The organism is Pseudomonas sp., from assembly GCF_033723075.1.
In the GTDB taxonomy this organism is placed as follows: domain Bacteria; phylum Pseudomonadota; class Gammaproteobacteria; order Pseudomonadales; family Pseudomonadaceae; genus Aquipseudomonas.
Map to the genome: position 1 here is coordinate 298,873 of NZ_JAWVXU010000002.1, position 15,803 is coordinate 314,675.

12 protein-coding genes are annotated in these 15,803 nt (G+C 57.1%); 10 read left to right on the plus strand and 2 right to left on the minus strand.

From position 1 onward, the window contains the following. Positions 1–111: 111 nt before the first annotated feature. From R3355_RS03955 to R3355_RS03985, 7 genes are read left to right on the plus strand one after another with little or no spacing between them, the layout of a single operon-like run. Positions 112–2,511, plus strand: coding sequence for a type I restriction-modification system subunit M (locus tag R3355_RS03955; protein ID WP_318960138.1), 2,400 nt, complete (start codon positions 112–114; stop codon positions 2,509–2,511). Continuing rightward, positions 2,508–3,695 carry a restriction endonuclease subunit S gene (locus R3355_RS03960; protein ID WP_318960139.1) on the plus strand — a complete coding sequence of 396 codons (1,188 nt, stop codon included), beginning with the start codon at positions 2,508–2,510 and terminating at the stop codon, positions 3,693–3,695. Before R3355_RS03955 ends, R3355_RS03960 begins: the two co-directional genes overlap by 4 nt. A gap of 14 nt (positions 3,696–3,709) precedes the next feature. Further along, positions 3,710–4,234 (plus strand): hypothetical protein, encoded by a 525-nt coding sequence (locus R3355_RS03965; protein WP_318960140.1) that lies wholly within the window; start codon positions 3,710–3,712, stop codon positions 4,232–4,234. A gap of 3 nt (positions 4,235–4,237) precedes the next feature. Continuing rightward, the gene (locus tag R3355_RS03970; RefSeq protein ID WP_318960141.1) at positions 4,238–5,131 is read left to right on the plus strand and encodes a Kiwa anti-phage protein KwaB-like domain-containing protein; all 894 of its coding nucleotides are present in this window, start codon (positions 4,238–4,240) and stop codon (positions 5,129–5,131) included. Positions 5,132–5,171: 40 nt separating this feature from the next. Next, positions 5,172–6,623 (plus strand): Fic family protein, encoded by a 1,452-nt coding sequence (locus R3355_RS03975; protein WP_318960142.1) that lies wholly within the window; start codon positions 5,172–5,174, stop codon positions 6,621–6,623. Further along, on the plus strand, positions 6,623–9,730 hold the full coding sequence (locus R3355_RS03980) for an HsdR family type I site-specific deoxyribonuclease (RefSeq protein ID WP_318960143.1): 3,108 nt from the start codon (positions 6,623–6,625) through the stop codon (positions 9,728–9,730). The genes R3355_RS03975 and R3355_RS03980 overlap by 1 nt, the downstream gene beginning before the upstream one ends. Next, positions 9,720–10,439, plus strand: a complete 720-nt coding sequence (locus R3355_RS03985) for a SprT family zinc-dependent metalloprotease (RefSeq protein WP_318960144.1) — start codon at positions 9,720–9,722, stop codon at positions 10,437–10,439. The genes R3355_RS03980 and R3355_RS03985 overlap by 11 nt, the downstream gene beginning before the upstream one ends. Before the next feature lie 564 nt (positions 10,440–11,003). Here R3355_RS03985 and mobI read toward each other — a convergent pair. Next, on the minus strand, positions 11,004–11,606 hold the full coding sequence (gene mobI, locus R3355_RS03990) for a conjugative transfer protein MobI(A/C) (protein WP_318960145.1): 603 nt from the start codon (positions 11,604–11,606) through the stop codon (positions 11,004–11,006). Between the two features lie 342 nt (positions 11,607–11,948). Between mobI and R3355_RS03995 the strand changes: the two genes are divergently transcribed. The 3 genes from R3355_RS03995 to xerC are packed head-to-tail and all read left to right on the plus strand — an operon-like array spanning position 11,949 to position 13,994. Further along, complete coding sequence (locus R3355_RS03995; RefSeq protein ID WP_318960146.1) at positions 11,949–12,620, plus strand: recombinase family protein; 672 nt, start codon at positions 11,949–11,951, stop codon at positions 12,618–12,620. Between the two features lie 7 nt (positions 12,621–12,627). Then, positions 12,628–12,843 (plus strand): DUF4224 domain-containing protein, encoded by a 216-nt coding sequence (locus R3355_RS24280; RefSeq protein WP_413243479.1) that lies wholly within the window; start codon positions 12,628–12,630, stop codon positions 12,841–12,843. After that, on the plus strand, positions 12,843–13,994 hold the full coding sequence (xerC, locus tag R3355_RS04000) for a phage integrase central domain-containing protein (RefSeq protein WP_318960147.1): 1,152 nt from the start codon (positions 12,843–12,845) through the stop codon (positions 13,992–13,994). Before R3355_RS24280 ends, xerC begins: the two co-directional genes overlap by 1 nt. 125 nt (positions 13,995–14,119) lie before the next feature. Here xerC and R3355_RS04005 read toward each other — a convergent pair whose 3' ends face one another. After that, the gene (locus R3355_RS04005) at positions 14,120–15,796 is read right to left on the minus strand and encodes an anti-phage dCTP deaminase (protein WP_318960148.1); all 1,677 of its coding nucleotides are present in this window, start codon (positions 15,794–15,796) and stop codon (positions 14,120–14,122) included. Positions 15,797–15,803: the final 7 nt, after the last annotated feature.

The window sequence follows — 15,803 nt, forward strand, 5'->3', positions numbered from 1 at the left end:
GCCCCAGCCGTGAGAATGCAGCCACGAAACGGAACCTCGGGCAGGTCGCGCAGGGAGCTCCCAGGCCGCCGCACTGCCTGAGCCACCAGACTGATCCAGGTAGTACGCCCGATGGCCATCAAGAAATCCGAACTCTATTCCTCCCTGTGGAAATCCTGCGACGAGCTGCGTGGTGGGATGGATGCCTCGCAGTACAAGGACTACGTCCTGGTACTGCTGTTCGTGAAGTACGTGTCGGACAAGTACGCCGGCGATCCCAACTCGCTGATCGACATCCCCGAAGGCGGCAGCTTCGCCGACATGATTGCGCTCAAGGGCGACAAGGAGATCGGCGACAAGATCAACCAGATCATCGCCCGCCTGGCCGAGGCCAATAACCTCACTGGCGTCATCGACGTGGCCGATTTCAACGACCAGGAGAAGCTCGGCAAGGGCAAGGAGATGGTCGACCGCCTGTCCAACCTGGTCAGCATCTTCAACTCGCCCGGCCTGGATTTTCGTAGCAACAGCGCCCAGGGCGACGACATCCTCGGCGATGCCTACGAATACCTGATGCGCCACTTCGCCACCGAGTCCGGCAAGAGCAAGGGGCAGTTCTACACCCCGGCCGAAGTGTCGCGGATCATGGCCCAGGTCATCGGCCTGGCTGGTGCTACCGACAGCAAGCAGACCATCTACGACCCGACCTGTGGCTCAGGCTCGCTGCTGCTCAAAGCCCACGACGAAGCCAAGAGCGCCACCGGGCTGGATCTGGCCATCTACGGCCAGGAAATGGACAACGCCACCAGCGCCTTGGCCAAGATGAACATGATCCTGCACGACTGCCCGACGGCGGAAATCTGGAAGGACAACACCCTGTCCGCGCCGCATTTCAAAGACCCTATGGGCAAGCTTAAGCTATTCGACTTCATCGTCGCCAACCCGCCGTTCTCCACCAAGGCTTGGAGCAACGGCTTCAACCCGGCCGAGGATGAGTACAACCGCTTCAGCTATGGCATCCCGCCGGACAAGAACGGCGACTACGCCTTCCTCCTGCACATGCTTACCTCGCTGAAAAGCACCGGCAAGGCGGCGGTGATTCTGCCCCACGGAGTGTTGTTCCGTGGCGGTGCCGAAGGTGTGATCCGCAAGCGCATCCTCCAGCAGGGCTACATCAAGGGCATCATCGGCCTGCCTGCCAACCTGTTCTTCGGCACCGGTATTCCCGCCTGTATCATCATTCTGGACAAGGCCGGCAGTGCGGGGCGCAAGGGCCTGTTCCTGATCGACGCCAGCAAGGGCTTTATCAAGGACGGCAATAAGAACCGCCTACGCGAGCAGGACATCCACAAGATCGTCGATGCCTGCACCCAGCAACACGAGCTGCCGAAATTCTCGCGACTGGTGCCGCTGGCCGAAATCGAGGCCAACGATTTCAACCTGAATATCCCGCGCTATATCGACACCAGCGAAACGGAAGACCTGCAAGACATCGACGCACACCTGCACGGCGGCATCCCCGAGCGCGATGTGGATGCCCTGCAAGCCTATTGGGACGTGATGCCCAACCTGCGCGGCGCACTGTTCGCCCCGCAGCGCCCAGGCTACCTGCAACTCAAGGTGCCGCAGGCCGAAATCAAGCCCAGCATCTTTGCCCACCCCGAGTTCACCGCCTTTAACCAGACTATCAGCGGTCTGTTCGACGCTTGGCGCAACGAGCATCGTCCACGCCTGCAAGGTATCGCCATCGGCGACCGGCCCAAGGCACTGCTCAATACCCTGGCCGAAGACCTGCTGCACCGCTCCGAGGCCGCCCCGCTGTTGGACGCCTACGACGTTTACCAGCACCTGCAGGACTACTGGTACGCCACCCTGCAGGATGACGTGTACCAACTGGTGATCGACGGCTGGCCGGCGCTGATCGCCAGCGGCCCGGCCAAGGGGGAACCGAATACCGACCTGCTGCCGCCGGAGCTGATCGTGTGCCGCTATTACGCGGCAGAGGCTGCCGCCATCGCTGAGTTGGAAACCAAGCGCGATGCCATCAGCCGCGAACTGGAAGAGCTGGACGAGGAACAGGGCAGTGAAGACGGCCCGCTGGCTGACGGCAAGACCGACAAGGGCAAGCTCACCGCCGCCAGCGTGAAAGCACGCCTCAAGGCCATCAGGCACGATCTGGATGTCGATGAGGAGCGTCAGGCGCTGGAGCACTGCCTGGCGCTGATCGAGCGCGAGGCCGAGGCCAGCAAAAAGGTCAAAGCCGCGCAAAAAGCGCTGGATGCCAAGGTGCAGGCCCACTATGCCCAGCTAAGCGAAGCCGATCTGAAAACTCTGGTGGTAGACGACAAATGGCTGGCCACCCTTGAGGCCGATGTGCAGACCGAACTGGATCGCGTGTCCCAGGCCCTCAGTGGCCGTATCCGCCAATTGTCCGAGCGCTATGCCACGCCGCTGCCGGTACTTAATGCCGAGGTGGAAACACTGGCGGCCAGGGTCAGTGAGCACCTGGTGAAGATGGGGTTTGCGGTATGAATGTTGCCGCTAATCTTGGATACAAACAAACAGAGCTTGGGCTCATCCCAGATAGTTGGGATTACGGCCCCTTGGAACAGTTCTGGAACATTTTGGACTGCAAGCATGTAACTGCAGAATTCTTTGGCTCCGGATACCCCCTGGTCAGCATTCGAGAAGTCCAAGAGAGGTTTGTAGATCTATCCTCGCCAAAGTTTACATCTGCACATTACTACTCTCTACTTACAGAGGGCGGGAGGAAGCCCTTGCCCGGCGACTTGATCCTCAGTAGAAATGCGACAGTAGGCGAAGTTGCTCAGGTGGCAGAGTGGCACCCACCATTTGCCATGGGACAAGATGTTTGCTTGCTGCGCCGGAAAAATCCAGCATGTTCCACCGGCTATCTTCAATCATTGTTTCAATCAAGCATCATCCAAAACCAAATCAATAATGCAATGGTTGGCTCTACGTTCAAGAGAATGAACGTAGAGCAAATTCGCGGATTAATAATCCCGTTCCCTCCTGTTTTCGAGCAAACAAAGATCGCCGATAGTCTTCAGGAAATGGACGTCCTGATCAGTGGATTGGATCAACTGATCGCCAAAAAGCGCGACATCCAAAAAGCTGCCATGCAACAACTCCTCACCGGCCAACGCCGCCTGCCGGGGTTTAGTGGGGAGAGGGAGGTGAAGCCATTCAACCATGTTCTTAAACGAATCAATGCAAAAGCCCATCAAGTCCAGACATCTGATTATCAAGCGAGCGGTAAATATCCGATTGTGGATCAAGGCAAAGACTCAATCGTCGGTTTCTCTGACAACGAAGAGAAGCGGTTTCGCAATACCGATGAAGGGGTAATAGTTTTTGGCGATCACACTTGCATCGTGAAATTTGTCGATTTTGATTTCTTGATTGGCGCTGATGGAACGCAAGTGCTTCATGGAATGGAAGGACAAAGCACTCGCTTTCATGCCTTTCAGCTCCAATATCGAGGGGTTGAGCCAACTGGATACAACCGCCACTTCAAGTTCCTAAAGGAGCGGTCTTTTCAAGCGCCACTACTGGACGAGCAAAACGCTGTAGCCGCTGTTCTGTCTGACATGGACAGCGAACTCGCTGCCCTCGAAACCCGCCGCGACAAGGCCCACCAGCTCAAGCAGGGTATGATGCAGGAACTCTTAACCGGTCGAATTCGACTTGCCTGACAGAGGTTACAGGGATGCTGAATCAGTTCGCTAAAGGATTGCTAGTCGCTACATCCATGGCCCCCATTCTTGGGGCTGTAGCAGTCAACCAGATTGACCAGGATCTGCCATACAGCGACTGGGCTCCCTGGCTAGCCGTTGCAATTCTTTTAGGGCTGATTTGCTGGCTAATGCTGTTATTGGTTACCCGGAGGGGAGAGCAGCATCGTCTGACAGTGCAGGAGTTCGAGAACAGCGATAAAGAAATCGTCGTATTTCTACTCACCTACCTGCTGCCATTCCTTGCCACAGACAAGCTCGACTTCACCGGGGAGTGGATTACAGGCGTCTACATCTTCGCCGTCATTTTCTTCACGGTGGCCCACGCCGGTGCCTTTCATTTCAATCCGGTCATGGGTCTACTGGGCTACCACTTTTATGCGGTCAAGGATGACTCGGGAGCATCCTGCCTGCTGATCAGCAAGAAAATAGTCCGCCGCCCAGGCGAAGCGCTCAATGTTGTTGAGCTGACCGATGGAATCTATCTGCAAAGGACATAACGAATGCTTGAACACTTGCACCTCGTCGCTCTGCTGAAGGAACGCCATCAGCTCACCTTACGCCGCATTCCATTGGTTGGTGAGCTACAAGCGGTGCTTACTGAGAAATGGCAGGATCAGCTGGATGATTTCCTGCTTGAGGCCCAGGAAATTGATTTCGACCCCGGTTACGCACCTGAGGCTCACGAGCGGTTCTGCTTAGAAGAGTTCGCACTTCCTGAGGTGGTAGCCGCTGAGCACTCAGGAAGCGTTCGCCATCTCGAACCGATAGATATGCAGGGAGCAGAGCCTTCGCTAATCAAAGCCATCCTTGGCTTCGCGCGGCAGGATGACGGCAGTGAAATTTTGCTGATTCAGAGCTTCAGCAAATCTCACATCATCAACCCAGGTCAATTCCTGTTCTTCACCAAGAACAATTTTGAAAGCTCGGAAACACCGGCCCTTTCACTTAACGATCAACTGACAGCCGTCTACTACCCAGCGCAACAAAAGTTGCTGTTCAGGAACTACCGTGCGGCCAATGCCATTTTCAACCTTGTCGACTTCTACAAAGAAGCTACCGAGGAAGACATCAAGGCAATTCTGGCTCACGAAAAGCTTGCCCCTGTTAACGTCGATGCGCTGGCCAAAGGCGCAAGCCAATGGTTTTGCAAACGGTTCGCGCTACTCAATGACTCGGAAATCCTTGATCAATACACGGTCACTCAGATTATCCAGCACTCCAATGGCTACGATCTCGACATACAGATCGACCTTACAACTGGGCAAGATCGCATTGTCTTCCCCGCAGAAAAGGCAACGGCCAAGAAGCTGCTCCAGTTCCTCAACGAGGAGCTTTTCCGGGGAGCCATTACCGAGCGGCTTTTTGAAACAAATTCAAAGCGGATTGCGGACTGATTGCGCTATTCCGCGATGATGATATGACGGACAAACAGCCATGAGCGAAGCCGAACTGCTACAGATACTGGCCCGCGGCGAAGACAGTCGCCACCAGTTCAAGCGCGATCTGACCAACCCAGATGGTGTGGCGGCCGAGCTCGCCGCCATGTCCAATAGCGGGGGCGGCGAGATATTCATCGGCGTGGCCGATGACGGCAGCATCACGGGACTGGATGCTGCCGCCGTGCGGCGCTTGAATCAGCTGTTCAGCAATGCCGCCAGCCAGCATCTGCGCCCCCCCGTGCATCCGTTGACCGAGAATGTGCAGACCGCCCAGGGCTTGGTCATGGTGGTAACGGTGGCCGATGGCCTGAACAAGCCCTATATGGATCTGCAGGGCCGGGTATGGGTCAAGAGCGGCTCCGATAAGCGCCAGGTGACAGCACGCGAGGAACTGCAGCGCCTGTTTCAACGTGCTGGACTGGTGTATGCCGATGTGGTGCCGGTAGCGGGTACGTCCATCGCCGACCTCGACGATAAGGCCTTCAATAGCTACTTCAACCGCCGCTATGGGCAAAGCAGCGAACTGGCCGGACTGCCCACAGAGCAGTTGCTGCAGAACCTGGGGTTGGGCGATGGACGCGAATTGACCTTGGCCGGTTTGATGCTGTTTGGCCGGCAACCGCAGCGCTGGCGACCGGCCTTTCAGGTGAAGGCCGTGGCCTTCCCCGGCACCAGTCTGGCCGATAGTCGTTATCTGGACAGCGAGGACATTGGCGGCACGCTGCTGGAGCAGTTCAAGAGCAGCTTTGCCTTTATCCGCCGCAATCTGCACCACGTGCAGCGTGGCCGTGGCTTCAATACGCTGGGCGAGCTGGAGATTCCCGAAACGGCTCTGGAGGAACTGCTGGTCAATGCGTTGATCCACCGCGACTATTTCACCAGCGCCTCGATCCGCATTCTGCTGTTCGCCGACCGGGTGGAAATCATCAGTCCCGGTCATCTTCCCGACAGCCTGAGCGTCGAAGCCATCCGCCACGGCAAAACCAATCGGCGCAATCCAACATTGACGGAGCATGCCGCGCAGATATTGCCCTACCGAGGCCTGGGCAGCGGTATTCCGCGCGCGCTGCGGGAATGGCCGCGCATCGAGCTGATCGACGATGTAGCGGGTAACCAGTTCAGCGCCTTGGCCTGGCGACCGGAGTCTGAGTGGGTGCCCGTCACCGGGGTGGTCACCCCCGAAGTCACCCCTGAAGTCACCCCCGAAGTCACCCCCGAAGTCACAAGGCTGTTGGAGGCCGTTCGGGGCGAGATAACCCGCAGCGAAATCCAGGCCGCACTGGGCCTGAAAGACGAGAAGCATTTTCGCGATGCCTACCTGCGCCCAGCGCTGGATAGCGCACTGATCGAAATGACCATCCCCGACAAACCCCGCAGCCCCCTGCAGAAATACCGCCTCACGGCGCAGGGGCGTGCGGTGCAGGACGCAGCAAGGAAGAACGACTGATGAGCAGTGTCGGCCAGATCGAGAAGAAGACCCAACAACGCGTGGTCAAGCTCTTCCAGCAGCAGCTGGGATACGACTACCTAGGCGACTGGGCCGAGCGCCCGAACAACGCCAATATCGAGGCGGAGTTGCTGCGCGGCTGGCTGATTGACCAAGGCGTGGAGGCTAATCTGGCCAGCCGGGCCATCTTCGAGTTGAACAAGGCCGCCAATGACGCCAGCAAGGGCCTGTATGACCGCAACAAGGCGGTGTACGAGCTGCTGCGCTATGGCGTGAAGATCAAGCCCGAAGTGGGCGAGAACACCCAGACCGTCTGGCTGATCAACTGGAGGCAGGCTGACAAAAATCATTTCGCCATTGCTGAGGAAGTCACCATCAAGGGGGCAGATGCCAAGGCCCACACCAAGCGCCCGGATATCGTGCTCTATGTGAATGGCATCGCCCTCGGCGTGCTGGAGCTCAAGCGCTCCGTAAATGCTGTTAATCAAGGCATACGCCAGAACCTGGATAACCAGAAAGCCGAGTTCATCCAGCCGTTCTTCTCCACCCAGCAGTACCTGATGGCGGGCAACGATACCCAGGGCCTGCGCTACGGCACCATCCAGACCGGCGAGAAGTATTACCTGACCTGGAAGGAAGACAGCCCGGATGGTGCTGCCGCCGACAACCTGCTGGATCGGCACCTGTTGCAGGTATGCAACAAAACACGCTTTCTGGAGCTGATCCACGACTACGTGGTGTTCGACAGCGGGGTGAAAAAGCTCTGCCGGCATAACCAGTACTTCGGCATCCGCGAGGCGCAGCGCTTCCTGCGCCGGCGCGAGGGCGGGATCATCTGGCACACCCAGGGCTCGGGCAAGTCCCTGACCATGGTCTGGCTGACCAAGTGGATTAGGGAAAACATTCAGGACTCCCGGGTACTGATCATCACCGACCGCACCGAGCTGGATGAGCAGATCGAGAAGGTGTTTACCGGCGTCAACGAGCAGATCTACCGCACCACCAGCGGTGCCGACCTGATCGACAAGCTCAACCAACCGTCGCCCTGGCTGCTGTGCTCGCTGATCCACAAGTTCGGTGCCCGCGAGGATGCCGATGTAGAGGGCTACGTCGAGGAGCTGCGCAAGAACCTGCCGCCAGACTTTTCCGCCAAGGGCGATCTCTATGTGTTCGTCGACGAGTGCCACCGCACCCAGTCCGGCGAGCTGCACAAGGCGATGAAGGCCATTCTGCCCAATACGGTATTTATCGGCTTCACCGGCACGCCGCTGCTCAAGGCCGACAAGCAGAAGAGCATCGAGGTGTTTGGCGGCTACATCCACACTTACAAGTTCAACGAAGCCGTAGCCGACGGCGTGGTGCTCGACCTGCGTTACGAAGCCCGCGACATCGACCAGAACATTACTTCACAGAAGAAGATCGATCAGTGGTTCGAGGCCAAGACCAAGGGCCTGAACGACCTGGCCAAGGCGCAGCTGAAGCAGCGCTGGGGCACCTTGCAGAAGGTACTGTCGAGCCAGTCGCGGCTGGAGAAAATCGTCGCCGACATCCTTCTCGATATGGCGACCAAGCAGCGCCTGGCTGATGGCCGGGGCAATGCCATGCTGGTGACCAGCAGCATCTTCGAGGCCTGCAAGTGCTACGAGCTGTTCAGCAAGGCGGGCATGGGTGACAAGTGCGCCATCGTTACCAGCTACAAACCATCGCCGGCCGACATCAAGGGCGAAGCCACCGGCGAGGGGCTGACCGAGAAGCTGCGTCAGTACGCCATCTACAGCCAGATGCTGGGTGACAAAGACCCGGAGACCTTCGAGAAGGAGGCGAAGCAGCGGTTCATCAAGGAGCCGGGGCAAATGCGCCTGCTCATCGTGGTGGACAAGCTGTTGACCGGCTTTGACGCGCCTTCGGCAACCTACCTCTACATCGACAAGCAGATGCGCGACCACGGTTTGTTCCAGGCCATCTGCCGGGTCAACCGCCTCGATGGCGAGGACAAGCAGTACGGCTACATCATCGACTACAAGGACTTGTTCAAGCAGCTGGAAGGCGCGATTGGCGACTACACCAGCGGCGCGCTGGACGGCTACGACAAGGCCGACGTGGCCGGTCTATTAGGAGACCGTCTGAGCAAGGCGCAGGAAGATCTCGAAGAGGCCCGCGAGGCTGTCAAGGCGCTGTGTGAGCAGGTGGATCAGCCGAAGAATACGCCGGCCTACTTGCGCTTTTTCTGTGGCACCGACTCGGGCAATGCCGAACAGCTCAAGGCCAACGAGCCCAAACGCCTCAATCTCTACAAGATGACCTCGGCGCTGATCCGTTGCTTTGGCAATATTGCCAACGAGCTGGAAGAGGCTGGCTACAGCGCCAAGGAAATCGCCGAGATCCAGGCCGAGGTCGATCATTTCGCCAAGGTGCGTGACGAGGTGAAGCTCGCCAGTGGCGACTATATCGACCTCAAGGCCTACGAGCCGGACATGCGCTTTTTGATCGACACTTACATCCGTGCCGACGATAGCGAGAAGATCTCCGCCTTCGACGATATGTCGCTGATTCAGCTGATCGTCGAGCGAGGTGTTGCTGCGGTCGATGCACTGCCCAAGGGCATTCGCGAAAGCCAGGAGGCCGTGGCAGAGACCATCGAGAACAACGTGCGCAAGTTGATCATCGACGAGTCGCCGATCAACCCGAAGTACTACGAAACCATGTCCTCGCTGCTCGATGCGCTGATCGCCAAGCGCAAGGAAGACGCCATCAGCTACCAGGAATACCTGGCTGAGGTGGTGGAGCTGACCAAGCAGGCGAAGAATCCCAGCAGTAGCAATAGCTACCCCGGCTCGGTCAACAGCAATGCCCGCAAGGCGCTGTACGACAACCTGAGGCAGAACGCCGGCCTTGCACTGGCAGTGGATGCGGCTGTGCTGGATAGCCGGCAGGATGACTGGCGCAGCAATGCGATGAAGATCAAGCGCGTGCGCCTGGCCATCAAGCAGGTGCTGGATCAATGGGGTAAGGATGCCGCAGAAATTCAGGGCGACTACCAGGCCGGGCAAGACAACGAGCGGCTGGAGGCCTTGCTGGAACTGGTCAAGCATCAGTATGAGTACTGAGTCGCGCACCATCACGGTCAGCGGTTTGACTGTGGAGATTGTGCGCAAGCCGATCAAGAACCTGCACCTGGGCGTGTACCCGCCGCGAGGGCGCGTGCGTGTGGCTGCGCCGCTGGCCGTGGACGATGAGGCCGTGCGCCTGGCCGTGGTAGGCAAGCTGCGCTGGATCAAACGCCAGCGCGCCAAATTTCAGGCCCAGCCCAGGCAATCCGAACGGCGCATGGTGAGTGGCGAAAGCCACTACTTCCTGGGCCGTCGCTATCGCCTGCGTGTTCACGAAACCACCGGTGCCCTGCGTATCACCCTGCGCGGCAAGGCCACGCTGGATCTGTTCGTGCGCCCTGAAACCACAACCGAACGCCGCGAGCAGGTGCTACAGGACTTCTACCGCGCCGAGCTGAAACGCCTGGTGCCCGAGCTGCTGGAGAAATGGCAGCCGAAGTTGGGGGTTGAAGCGCGGGCCTGGGGCATCAAGCGGATGAAAACCAAGTGGGGCACCTGCAACATCGAAGCCCGGCGCATCTGGCTCAACCTGGAGCTGGCCAAGAAGCCCGTGCAGTGCCTGGAGTACATCCTGGTGCACGAGCTGGCTCATCTTCATGAGCGGCACCACAACGACCGCTTCACCGCCCTCCTCGACCAGCACCTGCCAAGCTGGCGACTACTGCGCGAAGAGCTGAATCAGTCGGTGCTGGCGGAGTATTGTTGAGGCGCTGCAGGCAGGGTTTGTAGGAGTCGCATGCTTGCCCCTCCTGCTTGGCCAGGATCAGAAACGCCACCATCCGCTGCGCGACACGGGGTAATCCGCTTCCCATCCAGCGCGGCTTTCACTTCTAGAAAAGCGCCGCGCTTTGCGAAACTGCGTAGCGCGCTTGAGTAGAAAAATTCATTCTCTTTTATATCTCTAAGGATAAAGGTCGCGTTTTTCCGGATTTTCGCCACAGCCTGCAGTACTGCGTTTTTGCCCGCCAACAGGCCTGGAACGCCCGTATTTTCTGGGCTACGCCACTACGCAGCAACCGTTAGAAAGTGCCATCGTGGAAAATCACTACGCATCAGCCCACTGCAGCACTACGCACCTCACATCAATTGGCCTGGAAGTCCCGTGCTACCTAGGTTTCGGGGCTTCCCGGCAAATCTGATGGTCTTGTTTGCTTGGAAGTACTACGCATGAGCGACTTGGGCACTACGCAGCTTGTAGCAGCGCTGGTACGTAGTGACTTTGGAGGGTTCGGGGTAATGCGGTGGAGCCTGATGGCTCCACCATCACACCTTAGATGCACTCTCGCACCCGGCTGACCAGATCAGTCAGCGGCTGGAGATCACGCAGGCCTGATGAATCGAGATCGGCCAGTACCTGTCTGAGCTCAGCAAGAGCAGCATTGCATTCAGCTACTGCCTTGGCTCCACGTCCCTTGCAGTAGAGCTCAGCCTTTTTCATGGCGCGGTTATCATGTGCTGCTCGACGCAACTTCGCCAGGAGTCCCTCGTAATGGATCGCTATGTCACGCACCTCGACTGGCAGCGCCTGAAACGTGGAACTCGGATAGCGGTCGCGACTCCCCTTAGGCAACTCCCTAGTGATGTAGCGCCCTGAAGGTGCCTGGGCATTTTTGCGCAGCCCTGCGACCGTCCGTTTCGATTCGCTCGTCTCCAGCACCGAGACCTTCTTGCACCAGGTTGCCGTCCATGACCCCGGAGTGCGAACTCTCACGCTGATCAAAAGATGCGTATGCAGTGTCCGTTCTGTCGCCGGGCTACGGATTACGGCACTGATACTCACCAGATAGGCTGCAGCAATGTTCATTGCGGTCTCGTGCATCTGAGCGTACTGCTCATCCAATGCGGTCTCCCGCGTCAACTCGATTTGGCCCATGTTGCTCTCCTGTTTGAAAGCATCAGGGTGGCAATTTGCTAATCCGAAATGTCACCTAATTCGACCAGATTCTGGTCAGGTTTAGAAAAGGCAGGCCGCCGAGTGCGTAAGCCTTGCAAGGCTACTGCGCTCATTATCCACGCGCATCCAAACCACATCCGTTTTGGCAACAGGCTCGTTTTCTGAGAAGAAAAAATCTGCTGCATTGCCAAAGGTCGTCCGTTTTGGCAACGGTGCAGAAACGGTCGTTTTTGTGGCCGCTATCCATAGGCCCATTTCGGGCTTGGGATTCCCCCTTTCCGTGTCACGTTTTCCGTACCGATATCTATGCAAGGAATTCGTATGGGAAAGCGGATTGGATACGCCCGCGTTTCGACGGACGACCAGAATCTCGACCTCCAGCGAGATGCTCTCTCCCTGGCAGGGTGCAGCGACATCTATGAGGAAACCATCAGCGGCAAGTCAGCGCACCGGCCCGAACTTGATCATTGCCTGAAAGCGCTGCGCAGCGCCGACACACTGGTTGTGTGGCGGCTCGATAGGCTGGGCCGGTCGTTAGCTGACCTCGTGCGCATCGTCAGCCAATTGGAGGCCGCAGGAGTTGGATTCGAGTCAATCACCGAGCGGATTGAGACGACCAGTGCGGCCGGCCGACTGATATTTCATGTGTTCGCTGCCCTGGCCGAGTTCGAGCGCAACCTGATTCGAGAACGAACCAAGGCCGGGCTGGCTGCAGCTCGCGCTCGTGGGCGGAAAGGTGGACGTAAACCCGCGTTAGATCAGCAGCAGATACGCGAGATTCGAGCACTACTGCGCGATCCAGATATCCAGGTCGGGGATGTGGCCAACCGATATGGCGTTTCACGCACCACCCTTTACCGGCATGTAGGAGCAACTCGCCCCAAATCCGTTAAACCTACAAAAAACTGGTCAGATAACGCCCCAAAACCAGGAAATGATGCAATTAAATGGTTGTCGGCCACAGAGCAGGAGACGCCACATGCCGACATCTAGACCTGACATGCAACAACCACTTCAACCTGGGCTCGTTCCATTTGAGTCCCTCCGGGTACTCACTGGCTACGAGCGTCGCTCTGATATTGAGCGCTCGCTGCAATCGCAGGGAATCCGTTTTTTTTATGGGCGGCATGGCCTGTGGACGACCCTGTCCCTGATTAACCACGCTGGCGGCATAGGTTCGGGCAGTTCTGATAACTACGATGCGGAGATCGTCTAATGCAGAAAGGCCGCAAGCGTAAGATCAACCCGAACATACCGCCCCATATTGACCAGAGCGCCCTACCACGAGGGGTCTACTACGACGCCCGTGGCTCGGGGGTTTGGTACACCTTGTACCTGGACGAAGGCGGTAAACAGCGCCGTAAAAATCTGGCTGGTCGAAAAACCACGCTTTCCGAACTACATCGCCTCATGGAGGAACGCTCTGGCGTAGACCGCGACAGCCTGGCCTTTCTCGCCGAGCAGTACCATCAAAGCCAGAAGTTCAAGAGCCTGGAGAGGAAGACGCAAGATAGCTACTGCTACGCCCGCGATGTCCTGCTAAGCATGCCTACCAAGCTGGGCAAGCCGCTGGGAGATCTGGCCGTGCGTAAGTTCACACCTTCGCTGGTACAGCGCGTCATAGATCGAATCGCCGAAGAAGGTAAGCCATCCAAAGCAGCACACGCGCTGCGCTATCTACGCCTCCTGATGCAGTGGGGGCGAAACCGTGGCTATGTGGAAACAAATCCTGCACAGGGCATCGAAGCGCCAAAAGAGCGCAAGCAGCGCCGCCTCCCAGAGCCAGCTGTTATGGCGGAGCTTATCCATCTCGCTCAACAGCAAGGCAAGCTGACACGCGGACAGAAAGGAGCGTGCGCGCCCTATCTCTGGTACGTCATGGAAATCAGCTACCTGTGTCGCCTGCGTGGTATCGAGACGGTGACCCTAACCGACGCTAACGAAACCACAGCGGGCGTGCTCACCAACCGCCGGAAAGGTAGCCGAGACAATATCGTGCGTTGGTCACCGCGCTTGCGGGCAGCATGGGAAGCAGCCAAGCAGGTACGTGCCGCGATTTGGGCGAAGAAGAAGATGCCGGTTCCAACCCTGCCCGAGCAACGCAGGCTCATCGTGGCAGCCCACGGCGGCGCACTGCAGAAGTCGAGTCTGGACACCGCCTGGCAGCGCCTGGTAACCCAGGCAATCGAGAACGGAGTCATGACCGTCGAGCAACGCTTTGGTCTTCATGACTTCAAACGAAGGGGGATCACTGATACGGAAGGCACCCGCGCCGACAAGCAGGAGGCTTCCGGCCACCGTAGCCAGGGCATGCTCGACGTCTACGATCTGAGCATCCCTGTTGTTGATCCAGCCGGAGATGGCTAAGGTGTTTGAGAGTTGATTATTGCTTTCGTAAGTGCGTCTGCTGGCAGTTGGCTTGAGCGTAGCGTTGATCAAAACACTGGTGGCAGAACTGGAATAGGCTTAACGCCCTATCGAGGTGTCCAGAATCATTGATCCACAACAGGGGCTTCGCCACTGTCTTCAAAGCCTTTAAGGGCCACCTTGCTCTCTACATCTAGGTAAGAGTCCAGGTACTCGTGGGAAATGAGCGAAGCATCCTTCCCAACAATACGTACAGCTTGCCCCGTATTGTCCTTGCGACGATGACTGAATGCGAACAAGGTTGTGTAGCGAGTAGGGGAAACGCCCTGGAAATTCTCAAATAGAACTTTCCCGGTGGAAAACTCGTCTACCGAAATCGCATCCGAGTGCAATTTCATTGCAAGGCTTTTCTCATATGGTTCGATGTAAACCACGCGGGATATCCCGGATGCAATGATATGTCGAGCGCAGTTGTGGCACGGATAGGTGGTTGTATACATTACCGACCCGAGAGTGGAGGTTTTTCCACTTCGAGCGATATTCAGGATCGCTTCCATTTCCGCATGGATGGCTCGAGAATATTCGATAATCGACCCCAGCGCAGTGATTTCCAAGATTTGACGGGCCAACTGGGATGCATCCGCCGAGCTCAGGAGGGCTCTCCCCTCACCGCCTCCAACCACTTTGGCCGGGATGAGTGCAGGCGAAGCCTCTTCCGCCTCTGGACCACTACGCTTTGCGCTAGCGTCGCTTTTCTTTACCTTGGAAAGAATAGCCACGATATCCTTGGCTAGACGTTGCTTGGTGTCATCGTTGTAGCACTTCTTACCGTGCACAACACAGCGCTGGTCATTTTCGGAATCTTCGTTGTAGAGACCGCCTCCGCCAGCCGGAACATCATTCCAACCGACAGAGATTACATCACCCGAGGCATTAGCAATCGCGGCACCGACTTGACGGCTGAGGCATGCTGACTTTAATGAGGCCGCGTAGGCAGCGTACATGCCTGCCTCGTCACGGGTAGGAGTAATCCCATTTTCACCATGAACGAGGCCAACAAACCTCTTGCAGGGCTTGGTGATGTTGCCGGAGTTCTTCAAACTGTGTTTGACGAAAAAGTCAGACTTGTGGATCGTCTTTTCCAGCTGCTGTCCGTGAGTTACGTTATCCTTCCGATCGCGCTCGACTAGGTTCTGCGCATCAACAGGGCTCAAACCTTCCGCCTGCAGGTACTCCAAACGAGCATTCTGTGGGCTCATCACGCCTACGAGGAAAAATGCATTCCGATAGGTCAGACGGAACAGCTCTACCTCTGCCGGGTGTTTGAGTTGATCGACGATATAAACAGCGCGAGGCGGGATTGCATCCCCACTTGCGTTCATCTTCACCTGACGGTCGGTAGAGATAAATTTGATGGCCTGGATGGCCAATGTGTCATCCGTGAATTTATCACGAATGGCATTGCCAAGATCTTGGAGCGCAGTGTAGCGCGAAAAGAAATCTAGGCACTCGATCGATCCAATGTCCGGACCAATCTTCGAGAGATCGTCGTGCTTTGCTGCAAACTCTTTGATCAGGCTACTTACTTTGACGATGGTAACTTCGTAAGAAAATGCACCAAACTGGTCTTTCAGCTCGGAAACAACATCTTGCAGATTGCAACCGACGGCACCGCAGACACCAATTACAAGTTCATTGGTGCGGCGAGACTTGATCTTTTCTTTTAAATCTTGGTCGCTATCGACGTGATTTTTTTCCGCTGTTCCTTTTTGAGGAAAGCTCTTAACTGTCCCTGTTGCCATTTTTTAA

Coding starts and splice junctions, on each gene's coding strand:
- R3355_RS03955 (WP_318960138.1), top strand. CDS start 112: ATGGCCATCAAGAAATCCGAACTCTATTCCTCCCTGTGGAAATCCTGC.
- R3355_RS03960 (WP_318960139.1), top strand. CDS start 2,508: ATGAATGTTGCCGCTAATCTTGGATACAAACAAACAGAGCTTGGGCTC.
- R3355_RS03965 (WP_318960140.1), top strand. CDS start 3,710: ATGCTGAATCAGTTCGCTAAAGGATTGCTAGTCGCTACATCCATGGCC.
- R3355_RS03970 (WP_318960141.1), top strand. CDS start 4,238: ATGCTTGAACACTTGCACCTCGTCGCTCTGCTGAAGGAACGCCATCAG.
- R3355_RS03975 (WP_318960142.1), top strand. CDS start 5,172: ATGAGCGAAGCCGAACTGCTACAGATACTGGCCCGCGGCGAAGACAGT.
- R3355_RS03980 (WP_318960143.1), top strand. CDS start 6,623: ATGAGCAGTGTCGGCCAGATCGAGAAGAAGACCCAACAACGCGTGGTC.
- R3355_RS03985 (WP_318960144.1), top strand. CDS start 9,720: ATGAGTACTGAGTCGCGCACCATCACGGTCAGCGGTTTGACTGTGGAG.
- mobI (WP_318960145.1), bottom strand. CDS start 11,606: ATGGGCCAAATCGAGTTGACGCGGGAGACCGCATTGGATGAGCAGTAC.
- R3355_RS03995 (WP_318960146.1), top strand. CDS start 11,949: ATGGGAAAGCGGATTGGATACGCCCGCGTTTCGACGGACGACCAGAAT.
- R3355_RS24280 (WP_413243479.1), top strand. CDS start 12,628: ATGCAACAACCACTTCAACCTGGGCTCGTTCCATTTGAGTCCCTCCGG.
- xerC (WP_318960147.1), top strand. CDS start 12,843: ATGCAGAAAGGCCGCAAGCGTAAGATCAACCCGAACATACCGCCCCAT.
- R3355_RS04005 (WP_318960148.1), bottom strand. CDS start 15,796: ATGGCAACAGGGACAGTTAAGAGCTTTCCTCAAAAAGGAACAGCGGAA.